We start from the raw sequence: 13,833 nt of genomic DNA, 5'->3' as shown, positions 1-13,833 counted from the left end.
ATCACTCAGGCTGGAAATCGAACAGCGCGGTGTCGGGCGCGCTGGTGTTGTGCTTCGACGCGATGGCCCGGCCAAGCCAGAAGTCATGCGCCCGCCCCGAGCGGAACTCCATGACGGGCTTTTGCCGCCAGCCCTTGTCGCGAGGCGCGCGCCAGGCGACCTGCGACGAGTCGGCGTTGACGTCCGCCACATACATGGAGCGCACCGCCGCGAAAGGCTTGCGCTTCACCGGGTTTTCCAGCGTCACCTCGACGGCGGTCACCTGTTCGGTCAGGCTCGCGACCCGCACGGAGGCCATGCCGCCCTGCGGGAAGGTCAGGTCGAAGGTCTTGGACTTCGGCGTGAACCGGATAGACTGGATCGCCACATAGGGGCGCTCCTTCTCGTCGATCTGGCCGATCAGCACGGAGGTGCCGTACGCCACCTCGTCGAGCCGCGCGGGCGGCAGCGGACGCAGGCGCCAGTAGCCGTCGAGCGGGTAGAGCACGAGATGCTCATAGGGCCCGCGCTCCGTCTTGCTGAAGAGCTGGAGCAGGTAGATCGCCTTCTCCTCCCGATCGCCGACCCGCACCGGCACGTCGCCCTTGCGCCAGAATTCCGAGTGCCGGTAGCCGACGAGCTGCATGGAGTCGTCCTCGAACAGGACGATCTTCTCGACCTTGTCCTCCGGCCCGGGCGGCTGGTCCTTGATGGTGCAGTTGGTGAAGTCCGGCGCGCGGCTGTCCTGCACGATCGAGCCGAGGACGGCGGGCGCCCGCGCTTCCACGCGGAAGTGGCGCACCTTGGGGTTCTGGAAGGTCAGATAGACGTTGTCGTCCTCGGCGCAGAGCGTCGGGACGGACTTGTTGCGCACCTCCACGGCGAGCGGCTGCTCGGCCAAGGCCGGCGCGCAGGCCAGCAGCCCGAGGGCGGCAGGGAAGAGCAGCGAAATGGTGAAGCGCATGGCGATCCGGGATGGTGGCGGGCGAGCGGGTGGTCGAGAGCGGAACCCTCTCCCGCGTGGCGGGGGAGGGCAGGGAGGGGGTGGTTGAGCGCCGCTCTGATGGGGAGCCCTTCCCCGGCGCCCCCTCAGTCGGCTGCGCCGACATCTTCCCCGCTGCGCGGGAGAGAGTCGCGCGCGCTCAGGCCGGCTTGTTCTGCTCCAGGAACTCGCCCATTCGGACCAGCGCGCGCTGGATGTTCTCGGTCGAGTTGGCGTAGCTGAGGCGGATATAGCCCTCGCCATGCACGCCGAAGTCAGGCCCACCAATGGTGGCCACGCCGGCCTTCTCGAGCAGCGCGGAGGCGAGCGGCTTCGCCTTCCAGCCGGTCTGGGAGATGTTCGGGAAGGCGTAGAAGGCGCCCTTCGGCGTCACGGCCGAGACGCCCGGCAGGGCGTTGAGCCCCTCCACGACCACGCGACGGCGGCGGTCGAACTCGGCCACCATGGCGTGGACGGCGTCCTGCGGTCCGGTCAGCGCCGCGAGCCCGGCGAACTGGGCCGAGGCGTTGACGCAGGAATAGGAGTTCACCGCGAGCTTGCGGGCCGCGTCATAGAGCGGCTTCGGCCACACCGAGTAGCCCATGCGCCAGCCGGTCATCGCGTAGGTCTTGGACCAGCCGTCAAGGAGGATCAGCCGGTCGCGGATCTCCGGATAGGCCAGCAGCGTCTGGTGCTCCAGCCCGTCATAGGTCATCTGGGCGTAGATCTCGTCCGACATGATCGCCACGTCGGGGAAGCGGGCGAGGCCCGCCACGAGCTTGTCGATCTCGGCCTTCGGCGTCACGCCGCCGGTCGGGTTGGCGGGCGAATTGAGGATCAGCAGCCGCGTCCGCGGCGTGATCAGCCCCAGCGTCTCCTCTGCCGAGAACGCGAAGCCGTTGGCCTCGCGCATCGGCACCGGCACGGGCTTCGCGCCCGTGTACTCGATCATGGAGCGGTAGATCGGGAAGCCGGGGTCGGGATAAAGGATCTCGGCGCCGGGCTCGCCGAACATCATGATCGCCATGAACATCGTGACCTTGCCGCCCGGCACGATCAGCACCGAGTCCGGCGAGACGTCGACGCCGAAGCGCTTGTGCAGGTCGGCCGAGACCGCCTCCCGCAGCGGCTTGATGCCTGTCGCGGGCGTGTAGCCGTGATGCCCGTCGCGCAGCGCCTTGATGGCCGCCTCGACGATGTGCTCCGGCGTGCGGAAGTCCGGCTGGCCGATCCCGAGGTTGATGATGTCGCGCCCCTGCGCGGCGAGGTCGGTGGCGCGAGCCAGCACCGCAAAGGCGTTCTCTTCGCCAATCCGCCCGAAGGCGTCGGTGATGTGAAGGGTCATCGGCGTAGTCTCCCCCGGGTGCGCTTCTTGGCTGAGCCTCGCGTGCATGCATCACCGCGACGCCGAGCGCAACAGTGCGCACACGGCGCCTGCGCTTCCGCCGCATGCATCCGCCGTTGATTTCCGTGCGCATTTGGGGCGATGCTGCCGCCGAAATCAAATCGGTTCGATCGGCGTCCGGCGTCGGTCAAGCACGAGCACATGGGAGTAGACGCAATGGCGGGCGACAACGGCCACAAAGGCAATGGCACGGGCGGCGCGCCGCTCTACGAGGAGCCGCGCAACGGCGCCAGCGCGCCCGCCAAGCATGACCAGTCGGTCACCACCGACGACGTGCCGGCAGAATCTGTGATGGAAGGCGCCAAGCGTCGCCTGCGGTCGCAGCTCTGGTTCGACAATCCCGAGAACCCCGGCATGACGGCGCTCTACCTGGAGCGCTACCTGAATTTCGGCCTCACCCGCGAGGAGCTGATGTCCGGCAAGCCGATCATCGGCATCGCCCAGACCGGCTCGGACCTGTCGCCCTGCAACCGCCACCACCTCGACCTCGCCAAGCGCGTGCGCGAGGGCATCACGGCGGCCGGCGGCGTGGCCTTCGAATTCCCGGTCCACCCGATCCAGGAGACCGGCAAGCGCCCGACCGCGTCGCTCGACCGCAACCTCGCCTATCTGGGCCTCGTCGAGATCCTCTACGGCTATCCGCTCGACGGCGTCGTGCTGACCACCGGCTGCGACAAGACCACCCCGGCCTGCATCATGGCGGCCGCCACCGTGAACATCCCCTCCATCGTGCTCTCGGGCGGGCCGATGCTGAACGGCTGGTGGAAGGGCGAGCGCTCCGGCTCCGGCACCATCGTGTGGCAGTCGCGCGAACGCCTCGCCACGGGCGAGATCGACTACCAGGAGTTCATGGACATCGTGGCCTCGTCGGCGCCGTCGGTCGGCCACTGCAACACCATGGGCACGGCCTCGACCATGAACTCGCTGGCCGAGTCGCTGGGCATGAGCCTGCCGGGCTGCGCCGCCATCCCGGCGCCCTACCGCGAGCGCGGGCAGATCTCCTATGAGACCGGCAAGCGCATCGTCGAGATGGTGTGGGAGGACCTGAAGCCCTCCGACATCCTCACCCGCGAGGCGTTCGAGAACACCATCGTGGTGAACTCGGCCATCGGAGGCTCCACCAACGCGCCCATCCACATCAACGCCATCGCGCGGCACATCGGCGTCGAGCTGGACGTGTTCGACTGGCAGAAGATCGGCCTCGAAGTGCCGCTGCTCGTGAACCTGCAGCCGGCCGGCTACTACCTGGGCGAGGAATATCACCGCGCCGGCGGCGTGCCGGCGGTCGTGAACGAGCTCATGAAGAAGGGCCTCATCCACGAGAACGCACTGACGGTGAACGGCAAGAGCATCGGCGACAACTGCCGCAACACCACCGTGCAGGACACGGACGTGATCTACCCGATCGAGAAGCCCATGCGGGTCAACGCCGGCTTCGTGGTGCTGAAGGGCAACCTCTTCGACAACGCCGTGATGAAGACCAGCGTGATCTCGGAGGAGTTCCGCAACCGCTACCTGTCGAACCCGAACGACCCCGAGGCCTTCGAGGGCCGCGCCATCGTGTTCGACGGGCCGGAGGACTACCACCACCGCATCGAGGACCCGTCGCTCGACATCGACGAGAACTGCATGCTGTTCATGCGCGGCGCCGGGGCCATCGGCTATCCGGGCGCGGCCGAGGTCGTGAACATGCAGCCCCCGGCGGCGCTGATCAAGAAGGGCGTCCACGCGCTGCCCTGCATCGGCGACGGCCGCCAGTCCGGCACCTCGGGCTCCCCGTCCATCCTGAACGCCTCGCCGGAAGCGGCGGCGGGCGGCGGGCTCGCGATCCTGAAGACCGGCGACCGCGTCCGCATCGACCTGCGCAAGGGCACGGCCGACATCCTCATCTCGGCCGAGGAGCTGAACCAGCGCCGCGCCGACCTGCAGGCCCATGGCGGCTACAAGTCTCCCGCCAGCCAGACCCCCTGGCAGGAGATCCAGCGCGGCATGGTGGACCAGCTCGGCTCCGGCATGGTGCTGAAGCCGGCCGTGAAGTACCAGAAGGTCGCCCAGTCCATGGGCGTCCCGCGCGACAACCACTGAGGCGGCCGGCCGCCGCCTTCCTCTCCCGCATGGCGGGAGAGGGGCAGGGGTGAGGGTCGTCGTACCGCAGCGAAGTGTTGCGCCTGCGCTCCAAACCCCGAACAGTCAGGCTCCCCCGCCACCCTCACCCCTGCCCCTCTCCCCTCGCGGGGAGAGGGAGAGACCGAGCCCATGCACCAGCCAGCTTCCGTCCCAGCACCCGCTTCCGGCCTGCCGATCGGCCCGACCGTGGACACCCATCCGGCGCCCCGTCCGGAGCGCCGCACGCTCGCCGGGCGCTTCGTGAATCTGGTTCCGCTCGACCCGGAGGCGCATGGACCGTCGCTGTGGGAGGAGTCGCACGGGTCCGGCAAGGACGCGATCTGGCAGTACCTGTTCGAGCCGCCCTTCCCGGATTTCGAGAGCTTCAAGGCTCACCTCCAGCGCAAGGCCGCGTCCGAGGACCCGCTGTTCTTCGCCATCGTCAACAAGGCGAGCGGCAAGGCGGTCGGCTACGAGACGCTGATGCGGATCGACACAGCGCATCGGGTGATCGAGGTCGGCAACATCATGTATGGCGCGAGTCTCCAGCGCACGCCGGGAGCCACCGAGGCGCAGTATCTGCTGGCCCGCTACGTCTTCGACGATCTCGGCTACCGGCGCTACGAATGGAAGTGCAACGCCCTGAACGCGCCGTCCAGGCGGGCCGCCGAGCGCTTCGGCTTCACCTATGAGGGCCTGTTCCGCCAGCACATGATCGTGCAGGGGCGCAACCGGGACACCGCGTGGTTTTCGATGCTCGACAGCGAGTGGCCGTCCCGCAAGGCGGTCTTCGAGCGCTGGCTGGCGCCGGAGAATTTCGACGCGCAGGGCCAGCAGCGGCAGAGCCTCGCGGCGCTGCGGGTGGACAGCGTATGAGCGATCTCGCCGGCCTGCGGCGCGCCACGCCCGCCGACTTGGATGCGCTGGTCGCCATGCAGCATGCCGCCTATGCGGCGAACCGGGCTCTGCTTGGCGTGGAGCCCATCCCATTGCAGGCGGATTACGAAGCGGTGCTGCGCGACTGGGAAGTCTGGCTGGCGGACGGCCCCGACAGCTTGGCTGGGGCGCTGATCGTCGAGCCGCGCGGGGACGACCTGCTGATCTGGAGCGTCGCCGCCAATCCGGGCTCGCAGCGCAGCGGCGTCGGCAATCGCCTCCTCGCCGCCGCCGAGGAGCGCGCGCGCCAGCTCGGGCGCAAGGCCATCCGCCTCTATACCGGCCAGGCGCTCACCCACAACGTCGCCTGGTACAGCCGCAAGGGTTACCGGGTCGAGGCCGTCGAGCAGATGCCCGACCGGGCCATCGTCCACATGGTCAAGACCGAATTCTAGAGAACGAGCAGGGAGAGAACGCATGGCCAAGAGGCTGCAGGGCAAGGTCGCGGTCGTGACCGCCGCCGGACAGGGGATCGGGCGCGCGATCGCGGAGGCCTATGTGGCCGAGGGCGCCACCGTGTGGGCGACCGACCTCGACGTCGCCAAGCTCGACGGCCTCGCGCGGGCCAAGCGCCGCAAGCTCGACGTGCTCTCGGACAAGCAGGTCGCGAATTTCGCCGAGAAGGTCGGGCCCATCGACATCCTGTGCAACGCCGCCGGCTATGTGCACCACGGCACCGTGCTGGAGACCGACGACAAGGCCTGGGATTTCTCCTTCGACCTCAATGTCCGCTCCATGCACCGCCTGATCAAGGCCTTCCTGCCGGGCATGCTGGAGAAGGGCGCAGGCTCGATCGTCAACATCGCGTCCGGCGCCGGCTCGGTGCGCGGCATCCCGAACCGCTACGTCTACGGGACCACCAAGGCGGCCGTGATCGGCCTCACCAAGGCGGTGGCGGCCGACTTCATCCGCAAGGGCGTCCGCGCCAACGCGATCTGCCCCGGCACCATCGAGTCGCCCTCGCTCGACCAGCGCATCGAGACGCTGGCCAAGGACACCAAGCAGCCGGTCGAGAAGGTCCGCCAGGCCTTCGTGGATCGCCAGCCGATCGGCCGCCTCGGCAAGCCCGAGGAGATCGCCGCCATGGCGGTGTACCTGGCCGGCGACGAGAGCGCCTATACGACCGGGCAGATCTTCCTGGTGGATGGGGGTTTTGCGCTGTGAGGCGCAGGGGGCATCCTTTTCGATCCTCGATCCCCTCATCCTGAGGAGCCCCGCACAGCGGGGCGTCTCGAAGGACGAGGGACTCCAGCAAGCTCGGCCTGAGCGCCTCCTGGAATCCCTCGTCCTTCGAGACGCGGGCCTTGCGGCCCGCTCCTCAGGATGAGGGTGTTGCATTGAACCGGGCGAATGAAAACTCGCCGAACACAAACACGGGAGGACCCCCATGCACATCCTGATCATCGGCGCCGCCGGCATGGTCGGCCGCAAGCTCACCGAGCGGCTCGTCCGCGAGGGCAAGCTGGCCGGCAAGACCATCACCAAGGCGACCCTGCACGACGTGATCGAGCCTAGCGCCCCAACGAACGCGCCCTTCGCCGTGACCACGCTCGCGTCTGACTTCTCCCAGCCCGGCGAGGCCGAGAAGCTCGTCGCCGGCAAGCCCGACATCGTCTTTCATCTCGCCGCGATCGTGTCCGGCGAGGCCGAACAGGAATTCGACAAGGGCTATCAGATCAACCTGCGCGGATCCTGGAGCCTGTTCGAGGCCATCCGCCAGCTCAACATGCAGAGCGGCGGCGCCTACAAGCCGCGGGTGGTGTTCACCTCGTCCATCGCGGTGTTCGGCGCGCCCTTCCCGGAGACGATCGGCGACGAGTTCTTCACGACGCCGCTGACCTCCTACGGCACGCAGAAGGCCGTCGGCGAGCTGCTGCTGGCCGACTACACCCGCAAGGGGTTCCTGGACGGCGTCGGCATCCGCCTGCCCACCATCTGCGTGCGGCCGGGCAGGCCCAACAAGGCGGCCTCGGGCTTCTTCTCCAACATCATCCGCGAGCCGCTGGCCGGCCAGGAGGCAGTGCTGCCCGTCTCCGAGGACGTGCGCCATTGGCACGCCTCGCCGCGCTCGGCGGTGGGCTTCCTGGTCCATGCCGCCGAAATCGACGGAGAGAAGATCGGCCCGCGCCGGAATCTCAGCATGCCGGGCCTGTCCTGCACGGTCGGCGAGCAGATCGAGGCGCTCCGGCGGGTGGCCGGCGACAAGGTCGTGGCGAGGATCAAGCGCGAGCCGGACCCGGCCATCATCAAGATCGTGTCCGGCTGGGCGCAGCGGCTGGACCCGTCGCGCGCGGTCGCGCTGGGCTTCAAGGCCGAGAGCAGCTTCGACGAGATCATCCGCGCGCATGTCGAGGACGAACTCGGCGGCCGGATCGCCTGAACGCCAGGCAGAGGGGAGGCTGAATGAGGCAGCGACGCTGCGCCCTGACGCCCCTGGGTCTGGGCGCCTACTGCTTCTTCAGGAAGAGCTGGGCGCCGCTCGGCGGGTCCTTCTGCCAGGTCCCGTCGGGCATGATCGAGAAGCCCTGGTCATGGCCCTTCTTGGCGATGAGATAGAGGCGTCCGTTGCCCGTGTGCCAGGCCACGGGATCGAAGACCTTCAGGCCGGGATCGATGCAGCCGCCCGACAGGGAGGCCGCATACTGCCCGCCCTTGCGCGCGACCTTGAGGGTGAGGTCGATCGAGCAGACCGGCTTCCCCTTGTCGCGCGCGACGCCGTACAGCCCCGCAAGGCTCTGCGGAGTGATGTTCGGCGCCACGGAGGCGGGCGGGACCGGCGCAGCCGATCCGGCCCCGGCCCGCGGGGCCGGCGTCGCGGCCGGCGCGGCGGCGGTCCGGGTCTGCTCCGGCGCGGGCGCGCGGGCGTTCCCCAGGGGTTTCAAGGTGAGGTCGCCGCCGTCGACGGAGGCCGTGTAGCCGGGCCCGGAGGCCTCGCGATCGAAGTTCACCAGGGTCTTGCCGGCGGAGTCGACGAAGGTCACGGTCTGGCCCGACAGCGTCCAGCCCGCCGCCTGCGCGAGCAGCGGCAGGGCCGACCGGCAGGCCGGCGGCGCGCCGAGCTGGTTGCCGTGCAGGCCCGTTTCGGCCCCGAGGCGGACGCGGCAGCTGCGCGAGGTCTTGGGATTGGCGAGCTCCCAGGCGCCGGTCATCACCGCGGCGCGATCCGACGACTGGGCGAACGCAGGCGATCCCGCCAGCAGCAGCCCCGCAAGGGCGACGCCGCAGGCCCACCTCCCGCCTCCGGTCCAAGACCCCATCCGCATCGCTCCGTCTCCCGCTTCTCTCGACGCCATGCCGCTGGGTCCCTCTCCGGCTTCGCGCCCAGCCGGGGATGGCGAGGGAGAACGCCATCGCCCGCCGGATCGAGGCCCGCCAGACCCGTCCGCCGCTCCCGATTCCCGGAAGCGGCCGATGAGGTGCAGGTCTAGCCGCAATCCCCCGCGTGCTCAATGCGCCAGACGGACCGCCCCGGCGCGCCCGCCGCGCCGATCAGCGCTTCGGCGGCCAGGGCGTCTCGGCGACGGGGGTGATCGGGCCCTTTCCGGACAGGAAGGACACGATGTTGTCGACCACGAGCTGGCCCATGAGGTTGCGGGTGTGGTGGGAGGCGGAGCCCACATGCGGCAGCAGCACCACATGCTCCATCGCGATCAGCTCAGGCGGCACATGCGGCTCTTTCTCGAACACGTCGAGGCCGGCGGCCGCGATCACCTTGTTCTGCAGCGCGTTGATCAGCGCGCCTTCGTCCACCACGGTGCCGCGCCCGATATTGATCAGCACGCCCTTCGGCCCCAGGGCGCGAAGCACCTCCGCGTCGATGATGTGGAACGTGTCCTGCCCGCCCGGCGCCACGCTGATGAGGATGTCGCTCGCCTCCGCCATGCCGACCAGCGTCGGGTAGTAGCGATAGGGGACGCCCTTCTGCTCCGACCGGCCGTGATAGACCACCGTCAGGCCGAACGCCTCGCAGCGCGTGGCGATCGCCTTGCCGATGCGCCCCAGCGCCAGGATGCCGACCGTCTTGCCGCGCAGGGTGTTGTGGGTCAGCGGATAGGGCCCGTCCTTCTCCCAGCGGCCGGAGCGCAGGTAGCGCTCGGAGGCGGAGAGCTCGCGCACCGTCATCAGCAGCAGCCCGAGGCAGGTGTCGGCCACCTCTTCGGTGAGGACGTCCGGCGTGTTGGTCACCACCACGCCATGCTGGCCGGCCCAGCCGGCGTCGACCGAGTCGTAGCCGACGCCGAAATTCGCCACGATGCCGACATTCGGCAGCTTCGACAGCAAGGCGCCGTCCGTCCTGACATGGCCGCCTGTCGCGACCGCCTTGATGCGCGGCCCCACCTCGGCCAGGAAGGCGTCCCGGTCCGCGGCCTCCTGCAGCTTGTGCAACGTGAAGCGGCTCTCGAGCTGCTCCATGACGAGCGGCATCATGCGGCCGGTGACCAGAACTTCGAATTCCTTCAAGACGTCCTCCTGAGCGCCCCTGGCGAGGCTGTTTTGCTTGGCGGCGATGGTCCGCCGCCACTGCGCTGAAGCGCAATGAACCCCGGCCCGCCGTGAATTTCAATCGATTGATGCACGGGTCGTCAGGGCCGTCCTTGATTTCCGTGCGCCCCATGCAATGATGCCGCCGCGAACGCGACGGGGCAAGCCGGCAAGGCCCCCGCCGCGCTACGAAACAGACTCGCCGACACGTTGGCCTGGCCCGTGGCGAGACAGGGAGGACAGTATGGCGTCCGTCGAAATCCGCGACGTGCGGAAGGCGTTTGGCACGACTCAAGTTATTCACGGCGTGAACATCGACATCAATGACGGCGAATTCGTCATTCTGGTCGGCCCCTCGGGATGCGGGAAATCCACGCTCCTGCGCATGATCGCGGGGCTGGAGAACATCAGCGGCGGCGAGGTGCGCATCGGCGACCGCGTCGTCAACGACGTCCCGCCGAAAGAGCGCGACATCGCGATGGTGTTCCAGAACTACGCGCTCTATCCGCATATGACGGTGGCCGACAACATGGCCTTCTCGATGAAGCTGCGGAACGCGCCGAAGCCCGAGATCGAGGCCCGCGTCAGCAAGGCCGCCAACATCCTCGGCCTGGAGAAGCTTCTCGACCGCTATCCGCGCCAGCTCTCGGGCGGCCAGCGCCAGCGCGTCGCCATGGGCCGCGCCATCGTGCGCGATCCGCAGGTCTTCCTCTTCGACGAGCCGCTCTCCAACCTCGACGCCAAGCTGCGCGTGCAGATGCGCACCGAGATCAAGGAGCTGCACCAGCGCCTGAAGACCACCACCGTCTACGTCACCCACGACCAGATCGAGGCCATGACGATGGCCGACAAGATCGTCGTGATGCATGACGGGATCGTCGAGCAGATGGGCGCGCCGCTCGACCTCTACGACCGGCCGGCCAACCTGTTCGTGGCGGGCTTCATCGGCTCCCCGGCGATGAACTTCATCCGCGGCAAGATCCGCGCCGGCGTCACGCCGAGCTTCGAGGCCGAGAAGGGGGGCGTGTTCCCGCTCCATGCGGCCCCGGAGGGATCGGACGGCCGCCCGGCGGTCTACGGCATCCGGCCCGAGCATTTCCAGCTCGCCGCCAACGGCCTGCCGGCCGAGGTGGTGGTGGTGGAGCCGACCGGCTCGGAGACGCAGGTCGTCGCCAGGATCGGCGGCCAGGAGGTGGTCTGCATCTTCCGCGAGCGGATCACGGCCGGCCCCGGCGAGACCATTCAGATCGCCCCGGACCCGCGGCTCGTGCACCTGTTCGACGCCGAGGCCGGAAACCGGCTCATCTGACTTTTCTGCAGCCGCGCGATCCGAAAGGACCGCGCGGTTTTTTTTCTGACGCTCCCAAGAGCCGGGCCAACCGGCCGGACACCGACAAAAGAGCAGCCGCCTCAAGCGGCCACAACCGATCGCACACGCGACCCTAGGGAAGGAAGACACCGATGTTCAATCTCGACCGCCGTTCTCTCGTGAAGGGGGGCGCCGCGCTCGGCGCCCTGGGGGCCGCCGGCCTGCTCGATTTCGCCAAGGCCTGGGCCCAGACCTCGCAGTGGAAGCCGGAAGCCGGCGCCTCGCTGAACATGCTGCGCTGGAAGCGCTTCGTGGAGGCCGAGGACAAGCAGTTCATGGCCATGATCGACGCCTTCTCGAAGGCGACGGGCGTCAAGGTGAACATCTCCAACGAGAGCTTCGACGACATCCAGCCCAAGGCGTCCGTGGCCGCCAACACCGGCCAGGGCCCCGACATGGTGTGGGGCCTGTTCTCGCTGCCGCAGCTCTTCCCGGCCAAGTGCCTGCCGGTCGAGGACGTCGCCGACTATCTCGGCAAGAAATATGGCGGCTGGGTGCCGGCCGCCCAGGCCTACGGCCAGTTCCAGGGCAAGTGGGTCGCCATCCCGGTCGCGTTCAACGGCGGCTACATCAACTACCGCATCTCGTCGATGAACAAGTCGGGCTTCAAGGAATTCCCCAAGGACACGGGCGGCTTCCTCGAGCTCTGCAAGGCCATGAAGGCCAACAACTTCCCGGTCGGCTTCGCGCTCGGCCACGCCACGGGCGACGGCAACTCCTGGTGCCACTGGGCGCTGTGGTCCCATGGCGGCTACCTCGTCGACAAGGACGACAAGGTCATCGTCAACTCGCCGGAGACCGCCAAGGCGCTCGAATACGTCAAGGCCCTCTACGAGACCTTCACCCCCGGCACGGCCTCGTGGAACGACTCGTCGAACAACAAGGCCTTCCTGTCGGGCGACGTGCACCTCACCGGCAACGGCATCTCCATCTACGCCGCCGCCAACGCCCAGGGCATGAAGGCCATCGCGGAGGACATGGACCACGCGCAGTGGCCGATCGGCCCGGTCGGCAAGCCCACCGAGTTCCAGCTCGCCTTCCCGCTGCTGGCCTTCAACTTCACCAAGTACCCGCAGGCCTGCAAGGCGCTGATGGCCTACATGCTGGAGGCCGAGAACTACAATCCGTGGCTCGAGGCGGCCGCCGGCTACCTGACGCATCCGCTGAACGCCTATGACACGAACCCGGTCTGGACCAAGGACCCGAAGAACACCGTGTTCCGCGACGCCGCCAAGCGCACGCTGACCGCCGGCGGCGTGGGCTCGATCGGCGAGAAGGCGGCCGCGGCGCTGGCCGACTTCATCGTCGTTGACATGTTCGCCAACTACTGCACCGGGCGCGAGGACCTGAAGGGCTCCATCCGCATCGCCGAGCGGCAGGCCCAGCGCCTGTTCCGTTAAGCCCGGCCGCCGCGCGCCCGGCGATCGGGCGCGCTTGCGGGAGGACGCGTCCCCCGCAGCCCCGCTCCCGCCGCTCGTCCCACGGACGGGCGGCCCTGGAGCCTGTGGAGAACAGTGATGACCGACAGCGTAGCGGGCCGCGGTCCGGCCCGAACCATCCGGAGCACGACCTGGTGGGAGAGGCTGCGGATCAACCGCAATTGGCTCGGCTTCTGGTTCATGGCGCCCGCCGCCGCGATCCTGATCCTGTTTCTGGCCTTCCCCCTCGGCAAGGGCGTGTGGCTGTCCTTCACGGACGCCAAGATCGGCCGGTCCGGCGTCTTCATCGGCTGGGAGAACTACGAGTGGCTGGGCCTGCCCTGGTGGCGGGACTCGGATGGCGTGTTCTGGCTCTCCGTGTTCAACACGCTCGTCTATACGAGCGTCGCCTCGATCGTGAAATTCGCGGTGGGCCTCTATCTGGCGATCCTCCTGAACCAGAACCTGCCGTTCAAGGCCGCCATCCGCTCGATCGTGCTGATCCCCTTCGTGGTCCCGACGGTGCTCTCCGCCATCGCGTTCTGGTGGATCTTCGACTCGCAGTTCTCCATCATCTCCTGGTCGCTGCGCCATCTCGGGATCATCGACTACAACATCAACTTCCTGGGCGACCCCAACAACGCCCGCGCGTCGCTGATCTTCGCCAATATCTGGCGCGGCGTGCCCTTCATCGCCATCACGCTGCTGGCCGGGCTGCAGACCGTCGCGCCCTCGCTCTACGAGGCGGCGACGCTGGACGGCGCGACGAAGTGGCAGAACTTCCGCTACGTCACCTTCCCGCTGCTGACGCCCATCATCGCGGTGGTGATGACCTTCTCGGTGCTGTTCACCTTCACGGACTTCCAGCTGATCTGGGCCATGACGCGCGGCGGCCCGGTGAACTCCACCCATCTGATGGCGACGCTGTCCTACCAGCGCGCCATCCTGGCCGGAAACCTCGGCGAAGGCGCCGCGATCGCGACCGCGATGGTGCCGTTCCTGCTCATCGCCATCATGGTGTCGTGGTTCGGCCTGCAGAGCCGCAAGTGGCAGCAGGGGGGCGAGGACTCATGAGCGGCTTCATGAAATCCTGCCCTCATCGCCATCCGCGACTCCATCCGTCCCCCTCCCCACAAGGGGGAGGGAGGGTCCATTC

The 13,833-nt window shown here is 68.3% G+C and carries 12 protein-coding genes; 8 read left to right on the top strand and 4 right to left on the bottom strand.

Translation table 11 applies throughout. The features are described 5' to 3' along the window. Position 1 precedes the first annotated feature (1 nt). Together ACYVO7_RS16345 and ACYVO7_RS16340 are read right to left on the bottom strand one after the other, a co-directional pair. Positions 2 to 943, bottom strand: a complete 942-nt coding sequence (locus tag ACYVO7_RS16345; RefSeq protein WP_460450863.1) for a hypothetical protein — start codon at positions 941 to 943, stop codon at positions 2 to 4. A 178-nt stretch (positions 944 to 1,121) separates the two neighbouring features. After that, positions 1,122 to 2,306, bottom strand: coding sequence for a pyridoxal phosphate-dependent aminotransferase (locus ACYVO7_RS16340; RefSeq protein WP_460450862.1), 1,185 nt, complete (start codon positions 2,304 to 2,306; stop codon positions 1,122 to 1,124). Between the two features lie 351 nt (positions 2,307 to 2,657). Between ACYVO7_RS16340 and ACYVO7_RS16335 the strand changes: the two genes are divergently transcribed. From ACYVO7_RS16335 to denD, 5 genes are all read left to right on the top strand, one after another. Further along, positions 2,658 to 4,451 carry an IlvD/Edd family dehydratase gene (locus ACYVO7_RS16335; protein ID WP_460450902.1) on the top strand — a complete coding sequence of 598 codons (1,794 nt, stop codon included), beginning with the start codon at positions 2,658 to 2,660 and terminating at the stop codon, positions 4,449 to 4,451. A gap of 171 nt (positions 4,452 to 4,622) precedes the next feature. Beyond that, positions 4,623 to 5,348, top strand: a complete 726-nt coding sequence (locus ACYVO7_RS16330) for a GNAT family N-acetyltransferase (protein WP_460450861.1) — start codon at positions 4,623 to 4,625, stop codon at positions 5,346 to 5,348. Beyond that, the gene (locus ACYVO7_RS16325; RefSeq protein WP_460450860.1) at positions 5,345 to 5,803 is read left to right on the top strand and encodes a GNAT family N-acetyltransferase; all 459 of its coding nucleotides are present in this window, start codon (positions 5,345 to 5,347) and stop codon (positions 5,801 to 5,803) included. The genes ACYVO7_RS16330 and ACYVO7_RS16325 overlap by 4 nt, the downstream gene beginning before the upstream one ends. A 22-nt stretch (positions 5,804 to 5,825) precedes the next feature. After that, a complete protein-coding gene (locus ACYVO7_RS16320; protein WP_460450859.1) occupies positions 5,826 to 6,572 on the top strand; it encodes an SDR family oxidoreductase in 747 nt (248 codons plus the stop codon). A 223-nt stretch (positions 6,573 to 6,795) separates the two neighbouring features. After that, on the top strand, positions 6,796 to 7,788 hold the full coding sequence (gene denD, locus ACYVO7_RS16315; protein WP_460450858.1) for a D-erythronate dehydrogenase: 993 nt from the start codon (positions 6,796 to 6,798) through the stop codon (positions 7,786 to 7,788). Between the two features lie 67 nt (positions 7,789 to 7,855). Here denD and ACYVO7_RS16310 read toward each other — a convergent pair whose 3' ends face one another. Together ACYVO7_RS16310 and ACYVO7_RS16305 are read right to left on the bottom strand one after the other, a co-directional pair. Beyond that, complete coding sequence (locus tag ACYVO7_RS16310; protein ID WP_460450857.1) at positions 7,856 to 8,671, bottom strand: AprI/Inh family metalloprotease inhibitor; 816 nt, start codon at positions 8,669 to 8,671, stop codon at positions 7,856 to 7,858. A 226-nt stretch (positions 8,672 to 8,897) separates the two neighbouring features. After that, a complete protein-coding gene (locus ACYVO7_RS16305; protein ID WP_460450856.1) occupies positions 8,898 to 9,869 on the bottom strand; it encodes a 2-hydroxyacid dehydrogenase in 972 nt (323 codons plus the stop codon). A 265-nt stretch (positions 9,870 to 10,134) separates the two neighbouring features. On the opposite strand from ACYVO7_RS16305, the gene ACYVO7_RS16300 reads away from it, so the two are divergent. The 3 genes from ACYVO7_RS16300 (at position 10,135) to ACYVO7_RS16290 (ending at position 13,751) form a co-directional block, all read left to right on the top strand. Continuing rightward, on the top strand, positions 10,135 to 11,199 hold the full coding sequence (locus ACYVO7_RS16300; RefSeq protein ID WP_406854910.1) for an ABC transporter ATP-binding protein: 1,065 nt from the start codon (positions 10,135 to 10,137) through the stop codon (positions 11,197 to 11,199). A 152-nt stretch (positions 11,200 to 11,351) separates the two neighbouring features. Beyond that, positions 11,352 to 12,659 carry an ABC transporter substrate-binding protein gene (locus ACYVO7_RS16295; protein WP_460450855.1) on the top strand — a complete coding sequence of 436 codons (1,308 nt, stop codon included), beginning with the start codon at positions 11,352 to 11,354 and terminating at the stop codon, positions 12,657 to 12,659. A 117-nt stretch (positions 12,660 to 12,776) separates the two neighbouring features. Then, positions 12,777 to 13,751, top strand: a complete 975-nt coding sequence (locus ACYVO7_RS16290) for a carbohydrate ABC transporter permease (RefSeq protein WP_460450854.1) — start codon at positions 12,777 to 12,779, stop codon at positions 13,749 to 13,751. Positions 13,752 to 13,833 lie beyond the last annotated feature (82 nt).

The sequence above is a fragment of the Alsobacter sp. SYSU BS001988 genome, assembly GCF_054796215.1.
This window is presented reverse-complemented; position numbering and strand designations above follow the sequence as displayed.